Below are 20,011 nucleotides of genomic sequence, written 5' to 3'. Positions count from 1 at the left end.
TAGCGGCCTAATGGCTCTGCAGCCAGGCGCCGAGGGTCTTGCGGTCCTCTTCGGTCATGTGCGTCTCATTGCCGAGTGGCATGGCTGTTCCGTTGACCGCCTGCGCCATGATCTGGTCCTTGTGCAGGATCAATTGATCCGTCGATGTCAGCAGCACGCCCTTTGGCGGCGCGTCGAAGCCGTCATGGGTCGGCCGCGCCGCATGGCACATGGTGCAGTGCTTGGCCGTCAGCGTCAGCACCTGCGCATCGCTGACCGTGAGGCTCGGATCGATATCGAGCGGCTTCGGCGCCGTCATCACCAGCAATACGCCGAGGGCGGCCGCCGCCAGGGGCACGGTCCAGACATATTTGAGCAGCGGATCGTGCGCTTCATGGCGGTTCAGGAAATGGCGGATCGATCCGCCGAGCAGCAGGATGAAGGCGACGAGGATCCAGCTCTGCGGATGGCCAGTCAGGAAGGGATAATGGTTGCTCACCATCATCAGCAGCACGGGCAGCGTCAGGTAATTGTTGTGCACCGAGCGCTGTTTGCCGATCGCGCCGAGGCGCGGATCGGGCGCCTCGTGCTTCAGCAGCGAGGCGACGATCTTCTTCTGGTTCGGGACGATGATGCCGAACACGTTCACCGCCATGATCGTGCCGATAAAGGCACCGACATGGATCAGCGCACCGCGTCCCGAGAAGACATGGGTCAGCAGATAGGCTGCGCCGACGATCAGCACGAACAGGCAGACGGCGAGCAGCGGCGTGTTCTTGCCGATCGGCGACTTGCAGAGCTGATCGTAGATGAGCCAGCCGCCGACCAGCGTCAGCACCGAAATCACGATCGCCTGCGACGGCAGCAGCGGCAGCACGGATCGATCGATCAGGAAGGTGTTGGCGTTCCAGTAATACTGCACGATCAGCAGAAGGAAGCCGGAGACCCAGGTGAGATAGGCCTCCCATTTGTACCAGATCAGGTCAGACGGCAGCGCCGGCGGCGCGACGAGGTATTTCTCGACATGGTAGAAGCCGCCGCCATGAACCTCCCAAGCCGTACCATAGACGCCGGGGTTCATCTTCTCGCGCTTCTTCAGGCTCAGATCGAGCGCGATGAAATAGAACGACGTGCCGATCCAGCCGATGCCCACGATCAGGTGGGACCAGCGGATCAGGAGGTTCAGCCATTCGACATAGAATGAGGACATGAAGCTGCTTCAGCCTTGGTGAGGCGACCTGAACGGGACTGATGGCGATGAATATGCAAATGGCCGGCCAGAGCCGGCCATCGCAGGATCGATCGGGCCGTGCGTACCGGTCTCGGATCACGCAGGCCCCGGGGGGACTGGCGCTCCGTGCGGAACGCCAGCCGGGTGCGCCCTTACTGCGGCAGCTTGTCGTCGATGCCCTTCACGTACCAGTTCAGGCCGAGAAGGGTCTTGTCGTCGGCGACTGTGCCGGCCGGAATGCCGATCGTGCCGTCCTGCTTGGTGATTGGGCCCTTGAAGACCTGCAGTTCGCCCGACTCGATCTTCTTGATCGTGTCCTCGGCCATGGCCTTGACGTCATCGGGCATGTTCTGCAGCGGCTGCAGCAGCACGAAGTCGGCCTTCATGCCTTCCCACGTGTCGGTCGACTTCCAGGTGCCGTCGAGAACCGCCTGGACGCGCTCGATGTAGTAGGGCGTCCAGTTGTCGATCAGCGAGGCGAGATGGGCCTTGGGGCCGAACTTCGACATGTCGGCCGACTGGCCGAAGGCATGCAGGCCGCGCTCTTCGGCGATCTGCATGGCGGCCGGCGAATCCGTGTGCTGGACGATGATGTCCGCACCCTGGTCGATCAGGGCCTTGGCCGCATCCGCTTCCTTGCCGGGATCGAACCACGTGTTGGCCCAGACGATCTTGACCTTGAAGTCCGGATTGACCGACTGCGCGCCGAGCATGAAGGCGTCGATGCCCATCACGACTTCGGGAATCGGGAACGAGACGATGTAGCCGGCGACGCCCGTCTTCGACATCTTCGCGGCGATCTGGCCCTGGACGTAGCGGCCCTCATACCAGCGCATGTTGTAGATCGAGACGTTCTCGGCCATCTTGTAGCCGGCGTCGTGCTCGAACTTCACCTTCGGGAACTTGGCAGCGACCTTGAGGGTCGGGTCCATGAAGCCAAACGAGGTCGTGAAGATGATGTTGCAGCCCGAACGGGCAAGGCGCTCGATGGCGCGCTCGGCATCGGGGCCCTCGGGCACGTTCTCGACATAGGCCGTCTCGACCTTGTCGCCGAAGTGCTTCTCGACGGCGAGGCGCGCCTCGTCATGCTGCTGGCTCCAGCCGCCATCATTATGCGGACCAGTATAGACGAAGCAGGCCTTGACCTTGTCGGCAGCATTGGCGGCGCTGACCGCCCCGGCCGCGATCGCGATCGCGCCGATTGCAACGAGGTATTTCCGCATTTCCGTTATTCCCTCTCTGGGTGCATTTTATCAGGTAGAACAATCGGTTCGAGCGCAACGTTAAAGCCGCACCCGAACCGTCACTAAACGTCCGGCACGAACGGGCGGCCGAGGCAGGCCGGTGTATTGACGCTCAGCAGCGCCCGGTTCCGGGAGATCAGGACCAGTGCGACGATCGTGACGATGTAAGGCAGCATCGACAGGAACTGCGACGGGATGCCAACGCCGATGGCTTGAGCATGCAGCTGCAGGATGCTGACCGCGCCGAAGAGCAGCGCCCCTATGACGAGCCGGCCCGGCAGCCAGCTCGCGAACACGACGAGCGCCAGCGCGATCCAGCCGCGGCCTGCCGTCATCGCCTGTGTCCATTGCGGGGTATAGACGAGCGAGAGATAGGCGCCGCCGAGACCCGCGCAGGCACCGCCGAACAGCACGGCGAGAAAGCGCGTACGGAACACGGAAAAGCCCAGCGCATGCGCCGAATTGTGATTGTCGCCGACGGAGCGCAGGATCAGACCGGCCCGCGTCTTGAACAGGAACCACCAGACGCCGATCGCGAGCGCGATGGCGACATAGACGAACGGATCCTCGCCGAAGACGAGCCGACCGACCACCGGCAGGTCGCTCAGATAAGGAATGTTGACCCGTGGCACGGCCACGCCGGGAATGCCGACAAAGGCATCGCCGATCAGCGCGGATAACCCCAGCCCGAACAGGGTCAGCGCGACACCGGTCGCATTCTGGTTGGCGACGAAGAAGAGCGCGACGACGCCGAACAGGCCTGCCGCGAGCATGCCGGCCGCGATGCCGGCGAGCGCCCCCATCAGCGGCATGCCGGTCATGTTGCAGGCGGCGAAGCCGCACACGGCGCCGACCGCCATCATGCCTTCGACGCCGAGATTGAGCACGCCTGCCCTCTCGGCGACCAGTTCACCGAGGGCGGCGAAGAGCAGCGGCGTTGCGGCGGTGACGATGGTGAGGAGAATCCCTTCCAGCATGGTCATGACGATCACCGGGCCAGGGCTGGATCGACGGCGCGCTGGCGCACGATCTTCAGCCGGTAATAGATGAAGCTGTCGCAGGCGAGGACGTAGAAGAGCAGCATGCCCTGGAAGACCTGGGTGGTCTGGTCGGAAAGGCCGAGCGCTACCTGCGCCCCCTCTCCGCCCATATAGGACAGCGCCAGCAGAAGGCCGGCGATGAGGATGCCGAAGGGATGGAGCCGCCCGAGAAAGGCGACGATGATGGCTGTAAAGCCATAGCCTGGCGAAACCGTCGTGCGGAGTTGCCCGATGGGGCCCGCGACCTCGCAGATGCCGGCGAGCCCCGCAAGGCCGCCCGAAATCAGGAAGGTCATCATCACCATCTTGTTACGGCTGAAGCCGCCAAAGGCTCCGGCGCGCGGCGACATGCCGAGCACGCGAATCTTGAAGCCGGTGATCGTCTTGCTGGTCAGGAACCAGGCGGCAATCACGGCGATGATCACGAAGACGATCGAAAGGCGTATGGAATCTCCGGCCACGATCGGCAGCATCTGGCCTTCGTCGAAGGCGCGGCTATTGGGGAAATTATAGCCGCCGGGATCACGCCACGGCCCGCGCGCCACATAATCGAGGAAGAGGTTGGCGACATAGACGAGCATCAGCGTCGTCAGCGTCTCATTGGCGTTGAAGCGGATCTTGAGGACGGCGGGAATGGCAGCATAGGCCATGCCACCGAGAACGCCCATCACCATCATGGCCGTGACGACCAATGGGCCCTGCCAGGTCGGCTGCAGCACCGGTATGATCGATCCTGCGAGTGCGCCGGCCGCGAGCTGGCCCTCGGCGCCGATGTTCCAGACCGCGGACTGGTAGCAAAACGAGAGGCCGATCGCGATCAGGATGATCGGGATCGCCTTGGCGAGCAAGTCCTCGATCGACCAGAGCGCCGTCAGCGGCTCGATGAAATAGACATAGAGCGCCTGGAAGGGATCGATCTTCGAGACGGCGAAGATGATGAAGAAGGAGACCAGTGATAGCGCGATCGCGAGCACCGGCGACAGCAGCACCATGGTCTGGCTGTGGTCCGGGCGACGCTCAAGAATGATGCGCATGCGCCAGTTCCTCTCCATTGCTCCTGCGACCTTCGCCGAGGCCCGCCATCATCAGTCCGATCGCCTCGCGCGTGACGCTCTTGGCCGGCAGCGCCTCCGAGAGATAGCCGCGCGACATGACGGCGACGCGGTCCGATATTTCGAAGATCTCATCAAGGTCCTGGCTGATCACCAGCACCGCCGAGCCGGAGCGCGCCAGATCGATCAGCGCCTGCCGGATGACGGCGGCGGCGCCCGCATCGACGCCCCAGGTCGGCTGGCTGACGACGAGCACGCCGGGCTGACGGTCAATCTCGCGCCCCACCATGAATTTCTGCAGATTGCCGCCTGAAAGCGACCCAGCCTCGGGGTCCGACGAGGCCTTGCGCACGTCGAAGGAGCGGCTGACGCGCTCGGCGAGCGTCCGTGTGCCCTCGAAATCGATCACGCCGACACGCATCAACTGGTCGCCCGTCGAATGACGGGTCAGGAGCACATTGTCCGACAGGCGCAGGCGTGGCACGGCGCCATGGCCGATGCGCTCTTCGGGTACGAAGGCGGCGCCGAGGCGGCGGCGCGCCGTCACGCCGAGCCGGCCGGCGGGCTTGCCGTCAATGTTGATGGCGGTAGCCGTGGCGGCGAGCTGCTCGCCGGAGACAGCATCGAAGAACTCGCCCTGTCCATTCCCGGCGATGCCAGCAATACCGACGATTTCGCCAGCGCGGACATCGAGCGAAATATCGTGCAACGCGACCGCGAAGGGGTGGGGCTCAGGCAGCGACAGGCTGCGGATCGAAAGGCGCGTGCGCGTGTTCTCCGGCACGGGAACCTCGGACGACAGCGCGTGGATCTCGGCGCCGACCATGAGGCTCGCGAGTTTGGCGGCCGATTCCTTTTGCGGGTCGCATTCCGCCACGACCTTGCCATGGCGCAGGATCGTCGCGTGGTGGCAGATCTGCTTCACCTCTTCGAGGCGGTGGCTGATATAGAGCACGGCGCAGCCGCGCGCGGTCAGCTTGTCGAGCGTCAGAAAGAGATCATCGGCTTCCTGCGGCGTCAGCACCGAGGTCGGCTCGTCCATGATCAGCAGTTCGGGGTTCTGCAGCAGGCAGCGCACGATCTCGACGCGCTGGCGCTCTCCAACCGAGAGATCGACGATCACCGAATTGGGATTGAGCGGCAATCCAAACTCGGCCGAGACCTTCTCGATCTCGCGCGCGAGCGCAGAGCGGCTTTTCCGGTCAGGCAGGGCGAGCGCGATATTCTCGGTGACGGTCAGCGCATCGAACAGCGAGAAGTGCTGGAATACCATCCCGATGCCGAGCCGGCGCGCGGCCGACGGGCTCGGAATGCCGACCTTCTGGCCTTTCCAGAGGATCTCGCCTTCGGAGGGCTGCAGCGAGCCATAGAGGATCTTCACCAGCGTCGACTTGCCGGCGCCATTCTCACCCAGCAGGGCGTGGATCTCGCCGGGGCGGATCGACAGGTTGATGTCGTCATTGGCCTTGAAGCTGCCGAACAGCTTCGTGATGCCTCTCGCCTCGACGAGTGCTGTACCTTGTGGCCGCTGTCTGCGGCCGCCCCCGGTGCCGTCCAATTCAGCTGCCTCTCATGGCAAAGGTTGATGTTGGATAGGATGCATTCGCGTCGTCGCGCGCCTGAAGCCGCAGGGCCTCGTCGCGTGTCAGCATATCGGCCGTAACCGACGCGGCGATGACCGCCGGCAGTTTGGAATGGATGCCCGGAAGCCCGATCGGCGTTACCACCCGAGCGACATCCTCCTTCGGAACACCCGCCTGCGCAAGCTGGCTTGCAAAGCGCGCCCGCTTGGTGGCGCTGCCGATCAGGCCGATATAGGCGAGCGTCGGCGTATCGAGAGCCTTGTGCACGATCGAAAGATCGAGCGCGTGATTGTGCGTCATGATCAGTGCGAAGGCGCCATCGGCAGCACCCTCCAGCACTGAGGCAGGATCGCCGGCCTGCACGCAGCGCACATTGCCGGGAACATGGCTCGGAAAGGATTCTGGCCGCGGATCGACCCACACGACGTCGAAGGGGAGCGGGGCCAGAGCCAGCACGAGCGCCCGCCCGACATGGCCGGCGCCGAAGAGATAGAGCACGCGGCGATCATCGCCGAAGCCCTCCTCGATGACGGGCCCATGCTTCTCGACGGAGCCGATCGGCACGGTGCCCTTCGGATCGATCTCGCGGATCAACGGGCCATCGCCGTCGCGGATCGCGCGGGTGCGGAACGCGCCCTCCACTTCCGCCGCAGCGAGCCGCGCGACTTCATCCCGCCGCGACCGATCGAATACTTCGAGCGCCAGATCCACCCGGCCGCCGCAGCACTGGCCGAGTTCCGGCCCGAGCGCGATCGAGCGGACATCGTGACCGGGCTCGGACGTCCGAGCCAGCGCCGCCTGCAGATCGGCGATCGCCCGCCATTCCAGCGTCCCGCCGCCGATCGTGCCGAAGAAGGAGGCGTCCGGCAGCACCACGATGCGCGCACCCGCTTCACGAGGGGCCGAGCCGCGCGTCCCGATAACCGTCGCCATGGCAGCCTTGCCATGACGGTCGATCGCATCGAGAAGGCGCTGCCAGACCAGCATCAGTCGGCTCCCGCTGTCATCGCCCGCACGGCCTTCATGATGGCCTCGGGCGTCGCCGGGGCGTCGAGCATCGGCACCGTGCCCGGATTGACGCTCGCCACCGCATTGTTGATCGCGCAGAAAACCGAAATCGGCAACATCAGCGGCGGCTCGCCTACAGCCTTGGAGCGATAGATCGTATCGACGCGCGCGCCATCCGACTCGAACAGCTCGACCTTGAAATGCTCGGGAATGTCAGAGGCGGCAGGGATCTTGTAGGTGGACGGCGCATGGGTCCTGAGCCGCCCCTGCTTGTCCCAGACCAGCTCTTCGGTCGTCAGCCAGCCCATGCCCTGGACGAAGCCGCCTTCGATCTGGCCGATGTCGATGGCCGGATTGAGCGACTTGCCGACATCGTGCAGGACGTCGATACGGTCGACCTTCATCTCGCCCGTCATGGTGTCGATCGTCACCTCGGTGCAGGACGCGCCATAGGCGAAGTAGAAGAACGGCCGGCCCTCGGCCTTGTCACGGTCCCAGGCGATGGTCGGCGTCTTGTAGAAGCCGGCGGAGGAGAGCTGGACCCGGTCGACATAGGCGGCGTTGGCGAGTTCGCCGAGGCTCATCACACGGTTGCCAAGCAACACCTGGTTGTCGCGGAACTTCACCTGTGAACGGGGAACCTGCCACTTTTCCTCGATGAAGGCGAAGAGGCGATCCTTGATGATCTTGCAGGCGTTGAGCGCCGCCATGGCGTTCAGGTCTGTGCCGGACGAGGCGGCGGTCGGCGAGGTGTTCGGCACCTTGTCGGTGCGCGTCGCCGTGATCGCGACCTTGCCCATGTCGACGCCGAATTCCTCGGCCACGACCTGCGCTACCTTGAGGAACAACCCCTGCCCCATCTCGGTGCCGCCATGGTTCAGATGCAGCGAACCGTCGCGGTAGAGATGCACCAGCGCGCCGGCCTGGTTCAGCATCATCAGCGTGAACGAAATGCCGAACTTGATCGGCGTCAGAGCCAGCCCGCGCTTCAGGATCCGGCTCTGCGCGTTCCAGGCCGTGATTTCTGCGCGCCGGGCGCGATAATCGCACTTGGTCTCCAACTCGGCGACCAGTTCGTGTAGCAGATTATCCGTGACCTGCATGCCGTAGGGCGTGCGATCGCGGCTGCCATCGCGGTAGAAATTCGCCTTGCGGACGTCGAGCGGATCCTTGCCGAGCCGATAGGCGATCTGGTCCATCATGCGTTCGGCGAAGACCATGCCCTGTGGGCCGCCAAAGCCGCGAAACGCCGTGTTGGAGCAGGTGTTGGTGCGCAGGCGGCGGGCGAGCACGCGCGACTGCGGATAGAAATAGGAATTATCGGCATGGAACATCGTCCGGTCGACGACGCCCATGGACAGATCCTCCGAATGGCCGCAGCGCGCATTGAAGGTGACGTCGACGCCCTGCAGCAGGCCCTCGTCATCATAACCGACGCGGTAGTCGACGCGGAAATCATGCCGCTTGCCGGTCATGATCATGTCGTCGTCGCGGTCGAGCCGCATCTTGCAGGGGCGCTTGGTCTTGGCAGCGGCGAGCGCCGCCAGCACCGCCCATTGTGACGCCTGGCTCTCCTTGCCGCCGAAGCCACCGCCCATGCGCCGGATCTCGACCGTCACCGCGCTCGAAGGCACGTGCAAAGCGTGGGAAACGAGGTGCTGGACCTCGCTTGGATGCTGCGTCGAGGAATAGACGAGCATCTCGCCTGCCTCGCCCGGCACCGCCATGGCGATCTGCCCCTCGAGGTAGAAGTGCTCCTGACCGCCGACGCGAAAACTGTCCTCGAAGATGCGCGGCGCTGTGGCGATCGCCGCCTCCGGATCACCCTGGATGAAGGCGTAGTCCGGCAGCACGAGGTCGGTTGCGTCGTCGACGTCGATGATCGGAGTCTCGGCGACCGTCGTGAACTTCGCCTTCTTGGTCGCGCGGCGCGCCTGATCGCGCGTCTTCGCGATGACGATGAACACGACCTGCCCGTGGAAGCGGATGGTGTCGCCGGCCAGCGCCGGATCGTCGCCGAGCAGCTTCGGGCTGACATCGTTCGCACCGGGAATATCATCGGCCGTCATGACGGCGACGACACCGGGCGCCGTACGAACAGCGTCGAGATCAAGCGCCGTGATCTTGCCGGCCGCGATCGGCGCATAGCCGGGCGCAATGTGCAGCGTGCCGGCCGGCTCGCGAATATCGTCGATATAGGCCGCCGAGCCCGTCACATGGCGCGGGGCGCTGTCATGCGGCAAGGATTTGCGGACGACCGAGAGTTCCGCATCGGGGACCATCACATCACTCGGCGGCATCGGTGAACTCCTCACGGCGACCGATCAGGCGCGTACGTCCCGTCGGCGTGCCGGCTGCTTCCAGCAGGGCCTTGCCGAGCAGGGCATGCGCCGTCTCGGCACGGTAATTGGCGCTCGCACGGTGATCATCGAGCGGCGCGAAATCCAGCCGCAGCGCGGCAAACGCATTCGACCAGGCGGCTGAATCGCGGATCGAGGTGCCGTGCAGGGCGGCCTCGGCCGCCTTGGCGCGCTTCGGGATCCCGGCCATGCCACCATAGGCGATCCGCGCCTCGCGGATGACGCTGTCCGCATCGAGCGTGAAGCGGAATGCGCCCATGACCGAGGAAATGTCCTGGTCAAAGCGCTTGGTGATCTTGTAGCAGCGGAAGACCTGCCCCGGCTTCAGCTTCGGCACCATGAGCCCGGTGACGAACTCGCCGGAGGCGCGGTTCTGCTTGCCATATTCGATATAGAAATCCTCGACCGCCAGGGCGCGCGCGCGATCACCGCGGCGAAGCTCCATCGTGGCGCCGAGCGCAATCAATGCCGGCGGCGTGTCGCCGATCGGCGAGCCATTGGCCACATTGCCGCCAACCGTGCCGCTGGCGCGCACCTGCTTCGAGCCGATGCGGCGGAAGAGTTCGCCGAGATCCGGATCGATCGCGCGCATATAGGGCTCGGCCTTGGCATAGGTCGCCGTCGCGCCGATCAGCACCTCGCGGCCCGTATCCTCGATCCCGTCGAGGCCCTTCACGCGGCCGATATGGATGATCTTCGGCAGGTCGCGCAGCTGCTTGGTGATCCAGAGGCCGACATCCGTGCCGCCCGCGACGATGACGGCGGTGGGATGCTTCTGGTAGAGCGCGGCAAGCCCCTCGACCGAGGCGGGCGCCGCAAAGAAGCGCGTGTCGTCGCCGATGAAGATGTCCTTGTCGTCCGACAGGAAATCGAGCAGCCCGGCCGTATCCGCGCTGGCAGCGCGGTATTTGTCGGCCCGTGGTCCCTCGCAGACCGAAAGCGCCGCGTCGATGATCGGCTTGTAGCCGGTGCAGCGGCAGAGATTGCCGGCGATCCAATCATTGATCTCGCCGCGTGCGACGGGGCCTTCCGAATGCTGGTAGAGCGCGAAGATGCTCATGACGAAGCCGGGCGTGCAGAAGCCGCACTGCGAACCGTGCTTCTCCACCATCGCCGCCTGGACCGGATGCAGCGTATCGCCGCTCGCCAGATCCTCGACCGCGACGATCTCGGTGCCGTCGACCATGCCGAGCAACTGGATGCAGGAATTCACGGCCTCATAGACGACCTTGCCGCCGCGCGAACGGCCGATCGCCACCGTGCAGGCGCCACAATCGCCCTCCCCGCATCCTTCCTTGGTGCCGGTGGCACATTCGGTGAGGCGAAGATGATCGAGCAGCGTCGCCATCGGATCGAGATCGGCGATCTCGACGATCTTGCCTTGGCGGACGAATCGAATGCTCTCGCGCATGGGTCAGCTACCGCGATAGGTTGAATAGCCGAAGGGCGATATTAGCAACGGCACGTGATAGTGCTGCCCCGGCTCAGCAATGCCGAAGCGGATCGGCACGAGATCGAGGAAGAGCGGATCGGGCAGCGCCGCCGTGCCGGTCTTGAGATAGGCCCCGACATGGAAGCGCAACTCGTAGACGCCCTTGGTGAAGGCGTCGCCGTCGAGCAGCGGGCCGTCGGCCCTGCCATCGGCATTGGTCACCACGGTCTTCACCAGCACCGGCTCGGGCGCCAGGCGATAAAGCTCGATCGTCAGCCCGGCTGCTGGCCGGCCTGCGGCCGTATCGAGAACATGCGTTGTCAGACGGCCCATCTTCATTCCATCAAGAACTGCGGCGCGAGCATCGCTCGCAACCAACCATAGTGAGATGCACAAGACTTAATCAAACGGAATATCGGTTCGCCCACTGCCCTTAATGGCGGCACTTTGTCTCCATAGACCGACATTCGACGCTGTCGACCTATGCTAGGTCGCTCCGGCCGCGCATGATATCACCTCTTGCAGCGCGTAGTGCTGCCGAAAAGGCAGCAACAGGAGCCGGTGTCATGACGGAACGCTCGTCGCAGAACGCGAAATTCGGCCTTTCGCCGGCGTCGCTGGCGCGCCTGTTCCATACGCCGTCGCTGATCTATTTCATCATGGTGGCCGAGACGCTTTCGATGCGCGAGACGGCGCGGCGGCTGAACGTCGCGTCCTCGGCGATCGCGCGGCAGATCGCCCATATGGAAACGTCGCTCGACATGCCGCTCTTCACCCGCGAGTCGCGGCGGTTGCGGTTGACGCCGGCGGGCGAAGTGCTGCTGCGCCACGCGAAGAGCCTGACGGCGCCGCTCGAATCGGCCGTCTCCGAACTCGACCTGCTGGCGGGCCTGAAATCGGGAACGATCAAGGTCGCGACGGTCGAGAGCGTCGGCCTCACCATCCTCCCGGGCCTGATCTCGGAATTCGGCCAGCGCTATCCCCGGCTTCATGTCGATGTCCGCATGGTGGTCGGCTCGGAAGTGGTCGACCTCGTGGTTTCGGGCGAGGTCGATATCGGCTTCACCTTCCTGACCAAGCCGCGGCGTGACATCGACGTCGCGATCCGGCGCGATTTGCCGATCGGCGCCGTCATGAGGCCCGATCACCCGCTCGCCTCGGCGGATGCCCTCACCTTCGATGCCTGTTTCGCCCATCCCGTGGCGCTGCCGAAACGCGGCCTCTCCATTCGCGACATCATCGACCCGTTCATGGACCATGACCGACGCGCGCCCCGCTCCTATGTCGAGGCGAATTCGGTGCGGATGCTGTTCGAACTCGCCAAGACCGGCCGCTACGTCGCCTTCATCACCACGCTCGGCATCGAGCGCGAAATCGCGTCTGGCGACATCGTGTTCCGGCCGATCGCGGATAAGGGGCTGCCGCTCAACCGCTTTGCCATGGTGGTCAAGGTCGGCGGCGGGCTACGCTTCGCGCCGGCGGCGTTCTTCGATCTCGCCAAGACCTATTTCGACACGACCGACGATCCGCGCCTGCACGCGGGTTGAGCGGGCGCTATGGCAGCAGGACCACGGAGCCCGTGGTGCGGCGCTCCTCGAGCGCCGTCTGTGCGGCGGCGACATCAGACAGCGCGAAGGTCTGCGGCTCCGGCACGGAGATGGCGCCGGAGGCGATCGTCGCGAACAGGTCCGCCGCCGTCTTGAGCAGGTCTGTCCGTTCGGCGACATAACCGAAGAGTGACGGGCGCGTCGCAAAGAGCGAACCCTTGCGGTTCAAGATGCCGATATCGAATGGCGGCACGGAGCCTGAGGACTGGCCGAACGAAACCCAGAGGCCGCGCGGCCTCAGGCAATCGAGCGATCCCGGAAACGTATCCTTGCCGACGGAATCATAGACGACATCGACCTTTCGGCCGCCTGTGATCTCGCTGACGCGCGCGACGAAGTCCTCAGTCCGATAGTTGATGACGTGGGCGCAGCCATTGGCCAGCGCGAGGTCCGCCTTCTCCTGCGATCCGACTGTGCCGATCACGGTCCCCCCGAGCGACGCCGCCCATTGGGAGGCGATGAGGCCGACGCCGCCCGCCGCCGCATGGAACAGAACCGTTGTCGACGGCCCGACCTTGAAGGTTTCGCGCAACAGATAGCGCGCCGTCATGCCCTTGAGCAGCACTGCGGCTGCGGTGCTGTCGCCGATCGTGTCGGGAATGGGCACCAGACGATCGGCTGGAATGAGACGAGCCTCGCAATAGGAGCCTATCGACCCCGCATAGCCGACGCGGTCACCGACCTTCAGCTCGCTGACCCCATCGGCAACCGCCTCGACGATACCGACGCCCTCACTGCCGGGGATGAACGGAAACGGGGCTGGCGGCGGATAAAGCCCGGAGCGGAAATAGACGTCGATAAAGTTGAGGCCGATGGCCTTATGCCGGACCCTCACCTCTCCGGGGCCGGGTTCGCCAACCGTGATCGTATCCCAGGAGAGCGCCTCGGGACCGCCATTGGCGTGAATGCGGATCGCCTGGACCATGGTGCGTATTCCTTGTTCGAAAGGCTCAGGCTTTCGCCGATGCCAGCTTATTGACGGACGCTCGAGGCCGCAGGCCGGCCGCGAGCAGCGTGCTCAGCAGCAGCGCCGGCAGCAAGGTGGCGAGGCCATAGCGGAGGTCGGCATGCTCGGCGACGAAGCCGATCATGGGCGGGCCAACGAGGAAGCCGCCGAGCGCGAACAGCGAGAGAACGGCGACATTGGCCGCCGCGGGCCGATCGCCGAGCCCGGCGGCCGCGCTGACGGCGAGCGGAAAGCCGACCGAGCACCCGAAGCCCAGAATGGCAAGGCCGAGCATGGCCTGCGGCGCGCCCCCGCTGGTCACGATCGCGACGATGCCGATCATCGTCAGCAGGCCGCATATGCGCGCAATCGGCACGGGGCCGTGGCGCAGCGTCACGCTGTCGCCGAGGAACCGTCCGGCCGCGATCGCGAAGGCGAAGGCGGTGTAGCCGAGGCCGGCCTGCGCCGTCGGCGAACCGATGACATCACGCAGGAAGACGGCCGACCAGTCCGCGGCCGCCCCCTCGGTCATGGCGATGCCGAACACGAAGAGACAGAGGCCGATCAAGGCCTTGGAGGGCAGCGAGAAGGACGATTTCTTCTTCGCCTCCGGCGCAGGCTCGCCAGCGGATAGATCGGGCAGCGCCCAGGCGAGCGCGAGAGCCGGCAGGACGACGATGAGCGAGACGGTCGCAAGCGACCACCCCACTGGGACCGTCAGGGCCGCGAAGCCAACGCCGATGAGGCTGCCCAGCATCTGTCCGAGGCTCCAGAAGCCATGGCAGGTGCTCATGATCTTGCGTTTCTCCATGCGCTCGATCGCGTCGGCGGCGACATTCATGCCGAGCTCGAGGGCAGATACCGCAATGCCGATCAGCATCAGCGCGAGAAACAAGGTCTGGATGTTCCAGGCCAAGGCCGGCAGCGGCGCAACGGCGAGGAAGAGCACGAAGCCACCGAAAATGGTGTGACGCGCCCCGATCCGGGCTGCGAGCCCACCGGCAAAGGGCAGGCTCAGCAGAACGCCGACAGGGAGGCCGAGCAAGGCCATGGCGAGTTCGGCCGGCCCGAGGCCGAGCGCCTGTTGCACCTCCGGAATGCGCGGAAACCAGCTTCCCATCGCGATGGACTGGATCAGGAAGATCGCCATGATGAGGCGGACGTTGCGCATGTCGGACGACTTCGATGCTGGATTGAGGGCGTCGGGATTCGGCGCTGTCTCGATGCTAAGGCGCGGCGTGCCCGAAGGCAGCAACAAATTTCCGCGCGATCGGGCGTCGCCCGATCAGGCCGCTTCGCGCTGGCCGACCGGCGCGTCTTCGACGATCTCTGCCGGCCGGCGAACGCGTACCTGGCCCGAAAGGAGCAGGCTCATGCCGGCAGCGAGCAACAGCGTCGCGATACCGAACCGTAATCCGGCGAACTGCGCGACGAAGCCGATCACCGGCGGCCCGACCAGAAAGCCGGTGAAAGAAAGCAGCGACAGCGCCGAGACGTTCACGGCCGGCGATCCGCCGCGCGCGGCAGCGGCCGTTACGGCGAGCGGGAAGATGATCGAGACGCCGAAGCCGCCAGCGGCCGCGCCGATGATGACCATCATCGGGTCGACGGCCAGCACCATGGCGGCGATGCCGGCAAGACCGATCAGGCAGCAGATCCGCGCCATGGTGGCTGGGCCATAGCGCATTGAGAGCCAGTCGCCGGCGAGGCGCCCGCCGGCCATGAAGAGGCCGAATGCTGTGAAGGCGAAGCCGGTGACAGGCGGCACGGCGCCGAAATCATCGCGCAGGTAGATCGCGCTCCAGTCAGTTATGGCGCCCTCGACGAGCAGCATGCCGAAGGCGAAAAGGCAGAGCAGGATGATGTTGCGGGGCGGCAGGACGAAGACCGGCGCCTTTTCGCCCGGCGCGGCGGGTTCGGGCCTGAGCGGCGGTAGGCGCAGCGCCAGCAACTCGCCGAGCGTGATCAGGACCAGTACCACCAACACCATGTGATGCTCGGGCGCCAGGCCGAAGGTCGCGGCGGCCGAGCCGGTGATGCCGCCGGCCATCAGGCCGAGGCTCCAGAAGCCATGGCAGCGCGACATCACGGTCCGGCCAATGGCCGTGCCGATCCGGTCGGCGGTGACATTGAGGCCGACCTCGAGCGGACCCATGCCCAATCCAACCAGCATGAGCGCGAAGAACAGCATGGTGGAGCTGGTAGCGAAGCCGGGCAGCAGCAGCGGCACGAGGAAGATGACAAAGCCGAGGCGGATCGCCCGGCGCGGGCCAAGGCGTTCGACGACGAGTCCCGAAAAAGCCATCGAGATGACCAGGCCAACGGGCACGCCGAGCAGGCAGATCGACAATGCCGCCGGGTCGAGCTGCAGCCGGTGCTGGACGTCCGGAATACGGATCAGCCAGTTCGACAATGCGCAGGAATAGACAAAGAACAGCGCCATGATGAGGCGCGCGGAAGCGAAGGAGAGTGCCATGCCGAAACTGCCGAATGTTGAGCGGAATCTGTCGCTAAGGCGACAGGGGCGTATCTCCGCTGCTCACGGACTCGCCATCCTTCTGATGATTTGCCTTTTATAGAGGCGATACGCCTGCTGCGCAAGCAGCGCGCCGTCGGATAAGGGACGGCGCGGGCTTGTTTGGGGCGATTATTCCGGCCGCCTAAGTCTCGCTTTGGCGCGGTTGTTCTTGGACCAGATGTTCAGGACTTCGACCAGCGCCGAGAACGCCATGGCGGTGTAGATATAGCCGCGCGGGATATGGAAGCCGATGCCATCGGCGACGAGCGCGATGCCGATCATTAGCAGGAAGGCGAGCGCCAACATCTTGGTGGTCGGGTGCTGCTGGATGAACGATGCGATCGCACCGGATGCCGCATACATCACGGCCATGGAAATCAGCACGGCGGCGATCATGATCTCGACATGCTCGGCCATGCCGATCGCCGTGACGATCGAATCGATCGAGAAGACCATGTCGATGACGACGATCTGGGCGATCACCGCGCCAAAGCCGGCCGTGGCGGGCTTGGTCTCGTCATGCTCATCGCCTTCGACGCCCTGATGGATCTCGTGCGTCGCCTTGTAGATCAGGAACAGGCCACCAGCGAGCAGGATGATGTCGCGCCAGGATAGACCGCGTCCGAACAGCGTCACGACCGGCTCGGTGAGGCCGATCAGCCAGGAGAGGATGAGCAGCAGCAGGATGCGGAAGACGAGCGCGAGGAGAAGGCCGATCTGGCGGGCGCGCTTGGCGAGATCAGGCGGCAGGCGGCTCACCAGAACGGAGATGAACACGATATTGTCGATGCCGAGCACGATCTCCATGGCCGTCAGCGTCAGCAGGCTGGCCCACGTGCTCGTCAGGAACAGAAGCTCGAAGTTCATCCGTCATTTCCCCCAGCCCGTCGATGCGGGCACGCTGTCGAGATCGTCGCTTCACGGTGCCGCTGCGTCGCAGGACGCCCGGATGGTCATGGCATAACTGTTAGTATGCGTTTTCGTTTCGTGTGAACTGTAGCACGGCCCCGATGACCGTCAGATAGACGGTCGTCGCCCCGAGGCCGGCGAGGACGAGCGCGCCCGGCTCCAGCGAGGCAAAGACTGAAAGCAGCGAGAAAATGGCCCATGCCAGCGTCACCGCCAGCGTCACCGGGCGGAGCTTCTGCACGCGAACAGGATGGACGAATTCCACCGGGGCGAAGCTCAACACCGCGAAGGCCAGGATGATCGCCGCCGAAACCAGAGGCGGCGGCATGAAGACCATCAGGACGAAGACGACCATGTTCCAGACGGCCGGAAAGCCCCGAAAACCATAGTCGCGCGTCTTCATGCGCGTATCCGCGAAATAGAGCGCTCCGATCACCGCGACCAGCACAGCCCCGGGCGCTGCCAGCGATGGCGGCAGCAGGTCGGACCGCGCCAGGATCAGCGCCGGGATGAAGACATAGGTCGTGTAGTCGATCACCAGGTCGAGGATCGCGCCGTCGAACCACGGGACGAGGTCTCCGACACGCACCGTGCGCGCAAGCGGGCCATCGACGGCGTCGACGAAAAGGGCGGCTCCGAGCCAGATGAAGGCCTCGGTCCACGCACCGCGCATCACCGCCAGCGCCGCTAGAAGGGCAAGGCCTGCCCCGCTCGCCGTGAGGAGATGGACGGCCCAGCTCTTCGTCGTCGCCATGTCACTCCCCAAATCACTCGACGGACCGGCGCCCCGCGCGGCCAGATTGCTGCCGTCTTGCCCTGCATCGCCCGGGCGTCCTGTCGATACGTGCTGCGCGCGAAGCTGGCAAGGGACTGTGCGGCGTCCTGTCGCCTGCGACATCAGACAGGATTGCGGCGCGGATGGCAGTCCGCCACGATCCCCCGTCGCAGGGATCACAGATGCTTGGATTTTCGCCCATCTCCGCAACGCTCGGTGGAGCCCTCATTGGGCTCGGCGTCGGCTTGCTCTGGATCGTCAACGGCCGCATCGCGGGCGTATCGAATATCTTTGCGAGCGTCATCTCGGGTCCGGAGGGCTTTCAGCCCTGGCGCCTGCTCTTTCTGGTCGGGCTGCCGGTCGGCGCGATGACGGGGCTGGCGCTCGGCCCGGCGCTCATAGCCGACATGCCGCAGGCGCGGCCGGAACTTGACCTCGGCCCGTTGGGGTTGGCGATCGCGGGACTGCTGGTCGGCATGGGCACGGCGCTCGCCCATGGCTGCACCTCGGGCCACGGTGTGGCAGGGCTCGCGAGACTGTCGCCACGCTCAATCGTGGCGGTCATTGTCTTCATGTTGACCGCCATGGCGACCGTCTTCGTCGCCAGATATGGCGTGTGATGCGGCGGCCCCTCGTCTTTCATCTGACCGCGCTTGTCGCCGGCCTCATCTTCGGCCTCGGGCTCGCCATTTCCGGCATGACCTCGCCCGCCAAGGTCAAGGCGTTCCTCGATATCGGCGCCATGAGGTCCGGCGGCTGGGATCCGAGCCTCGCCTTCGTCATGGCGGCCGCCGTGATCGTTACGATGGCTGCAGTAAGGATCGGCCATCGCCGCCGGCAGCCGCTGGCGGCGCCGTCATTTTCCGCGCCGCCGGCACGGCGCATTGATGCGCGGCTCGTGATCGGCGCCGCGATCTTCGGCATAGGTTGGGGGCTCTCGGGGCTCTGTCCCGGTCCGGCAATCGCCGATATCGTCATGGCCTTTCCAGGCATATTGATATTCATCGTGGCGATGGGCCTTGGCGCGACCATTGTTCGCCTGATCGGGCGCAGCCGCGGCGCCGCGGCGGCCGAGGATGAAGGATCGATCTGATGACACAGGAACATGCAAGCCGGCACGACGTCGTGGTGGTCGGCGCCGGTCCGGCAGGACTGGTCGCAGCCCTGCTCGCGGCGCGTAAAGGCGCCGACGTCGCCGTTCTGGCACCAGCATCTCCGCCGCGCGACCAGCGGACGGTCGCCATGCTTGGTGTATCGGTTGACCTTCTCAAGGAGGCCGGGATCTGGGGTGCCATCGAGGCCAAGGCCTCGCCACTCCGCACCATGCGGATCGTCGACGCGACGCGGCGGCTGGTGCGTGCCCCGCTGGTCGAGTTCCATGCCGGAGAAATCGGACGCGAGGCATTCGGCTACAATATTCCGAACGGAGATCTGGTCGCGGCGCTCGAGGACGCGGCGCGGGCAGCAGGCATTGCGCGCTACTTTGGCGTCGCTGATGATTTTCGCGTCGGCGACGCGCATGTCGAGATCGTCGCGAGCGATGGCGGCGTGATCACGACGAAGCTCGTCGGTGCCGCGGACGGCCGCAATTCGAAGGCGCGCGACGCGGCCGGCCTTCCCGTCCGGCGCTGGTCCTACCGCCAGGCGGCGCTCGTCGTGAATATCGCGCACGCTTTGCCGCATGATGATACGTCGACCGAGTTTCACACCGAGACCGGCCCGTTCACGCTCGTTCCCCTCCCCGGCCTCCATTCGGCGGTGGTCTGTGTCGAGCGGCCCGAAGAGGCGGAACGGCTCTCCAAGCTCGACGACGAGGCCCTGGCGCTCGAGTTCGAGCGGCGTTCGCATGCGCTGCTCGGGCGGATCCGGATCGACGGCTCGCGGCAGGTGTTCCCGCTTTCGGGGCAGACCGCCCGCCACTTCGCGGCCCGTCGCATCGCGTTGATCGGCGAGGCGGCGCACGTCTTTCCGCCGATCGGTGCCCAGGGCCTGAATCTGGGCTTGCGCGATGCTGCCGTTTTTGCCGGCGTCGTCGGCGACCATCTTGCCGATCCCGGCGCGTCCGAGGCGCTCGCGGCGTATGACCGCCAGCGGACCGGCGACATCCTGTCGAGGACCACGGCTGTGGACGCGCTCAACCGGACGCTTCTGACCGGGTTCCTGCCCGTACAGATGATGCGCGGCATCGGCTTGTTCGCGCTCGACCGGGTGCCCATGTTGAAGCGCGCCGTCATGCGGCAGGGACTGGCGCCGCATCTCTAGTGACGGCGATCCGGCAATATTGACAGCGCCGGCTAATCGTGGCCTTTGGCGAACCCGTCGAATCA

The 20,011-nt window shown here is 65.2% G+C and carries 18 protein-coding genes; 4 read left to right on the top strand and 14 right to left on the bottom strand.

Annotated elements, in window-relative coordinates; all coding sequences use genetic code 11:
* Window positions 1-7 precede the first annotated feature (7 nt).
* The 9 genes from QO014_RS04645 to uraH all read right to left on the bottom strand — a co-directional run bounded on the left by QO014_RS04645 (window position 8) and on the right by uraH (window position 11,262).
* Complete coding sequence (locus QO014_RS04645; RefSeq protein ID WP_266347449.1) at window positions 8-1,189, bottom strand: urate hydroxylase PuuD; 1,182 nt, start codon at window positions 1,187-1,189, stop codon at window positions 8-10.
* Between the two features lie 173 nt (window positions 1,190-1,362).
* Window positions 1,363-2,433 (bottom strand): BMP family ABC transporter substrate-binding protein, encoded by a 1,071-nt coding sequence (locus tag QO014_RS04640; protein ID WP_266347448.1) that lies wholly within the window; start codon window positions 2,431-2,433, stop codon window positions 1,363-1,365.
* A gap of 83 nt (window positions 2,434-2,516) precedes the next feature.
* Complete coding sequence (locus tag QO014_RS04635) at window positions 2,517-3,437, bottom strand: ABC transporter permease (RefSeq protein ID WP_266347447.1); 921 nt, start codon at window positions 3,435-3,437, stop codon at window positions 2,517-2,519.
* A 5-nt stretch (window positions 3,438-3,442) separates the two neighbouring features.
* Window positions 3,443-4,528 (bottom strand): ABC transporter permease, encoded by a 1,086-nt coding sequence (locus QO014_RS04630; RefSeq protein ID WP_266347446.1) that lies wholly within the window; start codon window positions 4,526-4,528, stop codon window positions 3,443-3,445.
* Window positions 4,512-6,104, bottom strand: a complete 1,593-nt coding sequence (locus QO014_RS04625; RefSeq protein ID WP_266347445.1) for an ABC transporter ATP-binding protein — start codon at window positions 6,102-6,104, stop codon at window positions 4,512-4,514. The genes QO014_RS04630 and QO014_RS04625 overlap by 17 nt, the downstream gene beginning before the upstream one ends.
* A 1-nt stretch (window position 6,105) precedes the next feature.
* Entirely contained in the window at window positions 6,106-7,116 is a 1,011-nt protein-coding gene (gene xdhC, locus QO014_RS04620; RefSeq protein WP_266347444.1) for a xanthine dehydrogenase accessory protein XdhC, read from the bottom strand.
* Window positions 7,116-9,437 (bottom strand): xanthine dehydrogenase molybdopterin binding subunit, encoded by a 2,322-nt coding sequence (xdhB, locus tag QO014_RS04615; RefSeq protein ID WP_266347443.1) that lies wholly within the window; start codon window positions 9,435-9,437, stop codon window positions 7,116-7,118. Before xdhB ends, xdhC begins: the two co-directional genes overlap by 1 nt.
* Complete coding sequence (gene xdhA / locus QO014_RS04610) at window positions 9,424-10,908, bottom strand: xanthine dehydrogenase small subunit (protein ID WP_266347442.1); 1,485 nt, start codon at window positions 10,906-10,908, stop codon at window positions 9,424-9,426. Before xdhA ends, xdhB begins: the two co-directional genes overlap by 14 nt.
* 3 nt (window positions 10,909-10,911) lie before the next feature.
* Window positions 10,912-11,262 (bottom strand): hydroxyisourate hydrolase, encoded by a 351-nt coding sequence (uraH, locus tag QO014_RS04605; RefSeq protein WP_266347441.1) that lies wholly within the window; start codon window positions 11,260-11,262, stop codon window positions 10,912-10,914.
* A gap of 233 nt (window positions 11,263-11,495) precedes the next feature.
* Between uraH and QO014_RS04600 the strand changes: the two genes are divergently transcribed.
* Complete coding sequence (locus QO014_RS04600) at window positions 11,496-12,476, top strand: LysR family transcriptional regulator (protein WP_266347440.1); 981 nt, start codon at window positions 11,496-11,498, stop codon at window positions 12,474-12,476.
* A gap of 7 nt (window positions 12,477-12,483) precedes the next feature.
* Here the strand turns inward: QO014_RS04600 and QO014_RS04595 are convergent, their stop codons facing one another.
* From QO014_RS04595 to QO014_RS04575, 5 genes are all read right to left on the bottom strand, one after another.
* Entirely contained in the window at window positions 12,484-13,461 is a 978-nt protein-coding gene (locus QO014_RS04595; RefSeq protein ID WP_266347439.1) for a quinone oxidoreductase family protein, read from the bottom strand.
* A 25-nt stretch (window positions 13,462-13,486) separates the two neighbouring features.
* Entirely contained in the window at window positions 13,487-14,653 is a 1,167-nt protein-coding gene (locus QO014_RS04590; RefSeq protein WP_266347438.1) for an MFS transporter, read from the bottom strand.
* Window positions 14,654-14,767: 114 nt separating this feature from the next.
* Window positions 14,768-15,958: an MFS transporter gene (locus tag QO014_RS04585; protein ID WP_266347437.1), complete on the bottom strand. Its 1,191-nt coding sequence runs from the start codon at window positions 15,956-15,958 to the stop codon at window positions 14,768-14,770.
* A 171-nt stretch (window positions 15,959-16,129) separates the two neighbouring features.
* Window positions 16,130-16,867 (bottom strand): TerC family protein, encoded by a 738-nt coding sequence (locus tag QO014_RS04580; protein ID WP_266347436.1) that lies wholly within the window; start codon window positions 16,865-16,867, stop codon window positions 16,130-16,132.
* Between the two features lie 100 nt (window positions 16,868-16,967).
* Window positions 16,968-17,663, bottom strand: a complete 696-nt coding sequence (locus QO014_RS04575; protein ID WP_266347435.1) for a CDP-alcohol phosphatidyltransferase family protein — start codon at window positions 17,661-17,663, stop codon at window positions 16,968-16,970.
* Window positions 17,664-17,866: 203 nt separating this feature from the next.
* On the opposite strand from QO014_RS04575, the gene QO014_RS04570 reads away from it, so the two are divergent.
* Genes QO014_RS04570 through QO014_RS04560 form a run of 3 tightly spaced genes read left to right on the top strand, consistent with a single transcriptional unit; the run spans window position 17,867 to window position 19,946 of the window.
* The gene (locus tag QO014_RS04570; protein ID WP_266347434.1) at window positions 17,867-18,304 is read left to right on the top strand and encodes a YeeE/YedE family protein; all 438 of its coding nucleotides are present in this window, start codon (window positions 17,867-17,869) and stop codon (window positions 18,302-18,304) included.
* A complete protein-coding gene (locus QO014_RS04565; RefSeq protein WP_266347433.1) occupies window positions 18,304-18,777 on the top strand; it encodes a DUF6691 family protein in 474 nt (157 codons plus the stop codon). The genes QO014_RS04570 and QO014_RS04565 overlap by 1 nt, the downstream gene beginning before the upstream one ends.
* Window positions 18,777-19,946: a UbiH/UbiF family hydroxylase gene (locus tag QO014_RS04560; RefSeq protein ID WP_266347432.1), complete on the top strand. Its 1,170-nt coding sequence runs from the start codon at window positions 18,777-18,779 to the stop codon at window positions 19,944-19,946. Before QO014_RS04565 ends, QO014_RS04560 begins: the two co-directional genes overlap by 1 nt.
* Window positions 19,947-20,011 lie beyond the last annotated feature (65 nt).

Source organism: Kaistia dalseonensis, assembly GCF_030814715.1.
Lineage (GTDB): Bacteria > Pseudomonadota > Alphaproteobacteria > Rhizobiales > Kaistiaceae > Kaistia > Kaistia dalseonensis.
This window is presented reverse-complemented; position numbering and strand designations above follow the sequence as displayed.

Coding starts and splice junctions, on each gene's coding strand:
- QO014_RS04645 (WP_266347449.1), bottom strand. CDS start 1,189: ATGTCCTCATTCTATGTCGAATGGCTGAACCTCCTGATCCGCTGGTCC.
- QO014_RS04640 (WP_266347448.1), bottom strand. CDS start 2,433: ATGCGGAAATACCTCGTTGCAATCGGCGCGATCGCGATCGCGGCCGGG.
- QO014_RS04635 (WP_266347447.1), bottom strand. CDS start 3,437: ATGACCATGCTGGAAGGGATTCTCCTCACCATCGTCACCGCCGCAACG.
- QO014_RS04630 (WP_266347446.1), bottom strand. CDS start 4,528: ATGCGCATCATTCTTGAGCGTCGCCCGGACCACAGCCAGACCATGGTG.
- xdhC (WP_266347444.1), bottom strand. CDS start 7,116: ATGCTGGTCTGGCAGCGCCTTCTCGATGCGATCGACCGTCATGGCAAG.
- xdhB (WP_266347443.1), bottom strand. CDS start 9,437: ATGCCGCCGAGTGATGTGATGGTCCCCGATGCGGAACTCTCGGTCGTC.
- xdhA (WP_266347442.1), bottom strand. CDS start 10,908: ATGCGCGAGAGCATTCGATTCGTCCGCCAAGGCAAGATCGTCGAGATC.
- uraH (WP_266347441.1), bottom strand. CDS start 11,262: ATGGGCCGTCTGACAACGCATGTTCTCGATACGGCCGCAGGCCGGCCA.
- QO014_RS04600 (WP_266347440.1), top strand. CDS start 11,496: ATGACGGAACGCTCGTCGCAGAACGCGAAATTCGGCCTTTCGCCGGCG.
- QO014_RS04595 (WP_266347439.1), bottom strand. CDS start 13,461: ATGGTCCAGGCGATCCGCATTCACGCCAATGGCGGTCCCGAGGCGCTC.
- QO014_RS04590 (WP_266347438.1), bottom strand. CDS start 14,653: ATGCGCAACGTCCGCCTCATCATGGCGATCTTCCTGATCCAGTCCATC.
- QO014_RS04585 (WP_266347437.1), bottom strand. CDS start 15,958: ATGGCACTCTCCTTCGCTTCCGCGCGCCTCATCATGGCGCTGTTCTTT.
- QO014_RS04580 (WP_266347436.1), bottom strand. CDS start 16,867: ATGAACTTCGAGCTTCTGTTCCTGACGAGCACGTGGGCCAGCCTGCTG.
- QO014_RS04575 (WP_266347435.1), bottom strand. CDS start 17,663: ATGGCGACGACGAAGAGCTGGGCCGTCCATCTCCTCACGGCGAGCGGG.
- QO014_RS04570 (WP_266347434.1), top strand. CDS start 17,867: ATGCTTGGATTTTCGCCCATCTCCGCAACGCTCGGTGGAGCCCTCATT.
- QO014_RS04565 (WP_266347433.1), top strand. CDS start 18,304: ATGCGGCGGCCCCTCGTCTTTCATCTGACCGCGCTTGTCGCCGGCCTC.
- QO014_RS04560 (WP_266347432.1), top strand. CDS start 18,777: ATGACACAGGAACATGCAAGCCGGCACGACGTCGTGGTGGTCGGCGCC.